Raw genomic sequence first — 1,716 nt, forward strand, 5'->3', positions numbered from 1 at the left:
TCTAGCCCGCATTTCTCACACCCTCACGGTTCGGCCCCCGGTGGTGCGGCTTTTTGCTTCACGCGTCGCCGTGACCGCGAGGGTTCAGGCCCGCGAGCGGCCAATCGAGGGCAGGCGGGTGAGGTTCTGCGAGCGGTCAGGTGCGTTGAGGGGGCAAGCGGCGCTGTTCGGGCATGAGACCGCCTCGCGCGAACGGGAGCGCGATCGGATCAGCAGGGCCACGGTAGCGTGGCGGATCAGCCGGGGGCGAGTCTGGCCTGGGCCAGGCGCCATGCGGTCTGGAATGGATGACTGCTGGCCATGCTGATGTGGATGCGGCGCACGCTGATCTTGACCCGTGCGCCGATCTTGAGCAGTTTCAGGCGCAGGCTCTCGCAGGTGGCGTCGGCCAGTTCGGTGCCAGCCAGCCCGATGCGGCGCAGCGCTTCGAGCATGACGTAGGCGAAGGAGGCGAACCACAGCCGCAGCTGGTTGGCCCGCATCGTCGCCGTCGAGGTGCGATCGGCGAACAGATGAAGCTGGCACTCCTTGATCCGGTTCTCCATTTCGCCGCGGGCGCAGTACAGCGCCTCATACAGTTCGCGTGCCGGCCAGCGCTGGGCGTCCAGGCTGGTGACGATGAAGCGCGGATTGGCCTTGCCCGGTAACTGTTCGGCCTTGCCGACGACCCGTCGGACACGCGACCAGCTGTCGAGGGTGCGGTAGGTGAAGTCGCGAAACCGCCGCGCGGGCTTGCCGGTCTGGGTGCATTCGGCCTGCGCCTCGCTCATCTCGGTGTCGATCTGCGCCTTGAGCCGATCATTTTTGGCCAGCCCGAACACGAAGTCGATGTGCTCTGCTTCGCACCAGCTCATCAAGGCATCGCGCGCAAAGCCCGAGTCGGCGCGCAGCACGATGCGCACCTCGGGCCAGTGGCGGCGGATCTGGGTGATGATGCGTTCGAGTTCATCGATGCTGCCCGCCGAGGCATCCGTGTTGGCCCGGCGCAGCTTGGCGGCGAGCAGATGTCGGCCGCAGAAGATGTACAGCGGCAAGTAGCAGTAACCGCCGTAGTAGCCATGGAAGAAGCGCCCTTCCTGCTGGCCGTGCAGCGGGTCGTCGGTGGCGTCCAGATCGAGGATGATCTCTTCAGGCGCCTGCGCATGTGCCTCGATGAAGCACTCGACAAACAGTGACTCGAAGGCCGCCGGATCGTGAGCGATCTTGTGATAGCGCGAACCGTCCTTGGTGTCGGGGGCATGTTCGAGCCGGTTCAAGGTCGACTTGCCCGCCAGCGGCTCGCAGCCCTTGCGCCGAGCGCTGAGCTTGCCCGCCAGCGTGGCCAGCACCGGGTCACGGCGCAACTGGTCGTGGTCGTTCAGGTCCTCGTAGCCGAGCGCGATCCCCACGATCCGTTGCATCACCAGCGTGTGCACGGTGTGTTCGATCAGCTCCGGATCACGCCCATCCTCGAAGCAGGCCGCCACCCGCTCGGTCAGTCGCAACGTGCGATCGACCTCGCGCAGCAACAGCGCGCCCGCATCCGAGCTGATCTGCCCTCCGTCGAAATCAACCGCCACCTGGCGGCCCTCAATACGCTCCGCACCTTGGCTTCGTCCGGTACACTGTGTCGGCATCGCGGATTCCTCCGGAGTATGGTTAAGTCGTTCTCGCAAAACAACTTTCTCATATTTCCGGCCGCGATGCGCCTCCTATCTGTGAGAAATGCGGGCTAGG

At 65.2% G+C, this 1,716-nt stretch carries 1 protein-coding gene; it reads right to left on the bottom strand.

The genetic code is table 11. The annotated features are described in order from the left end of the window. Positions 1–236: 236 nt before the first annotated feature. Positions 237–1,616, bottom strand: coding sequence for an IS1380 family transposase (locus tag C662_RS19460; RefSeq protein WP_002924814.1), 1,380 nt, complete (start codon positions 1,614–1,616; stop codon positions 237–239). Positions 1,617–1,716 lie beyond the last annotated feature (100 nt).

It is taken from the genome of Thauera sp. 28, assembly GCF_000310145.2.
Taxonomy (GTDB): Bacteria; Pseudomonadota; Gammaproteobacteria; order Burkholderiales; family Rhodocyclaceae; genus Thauera; species Thauera mechernichensis.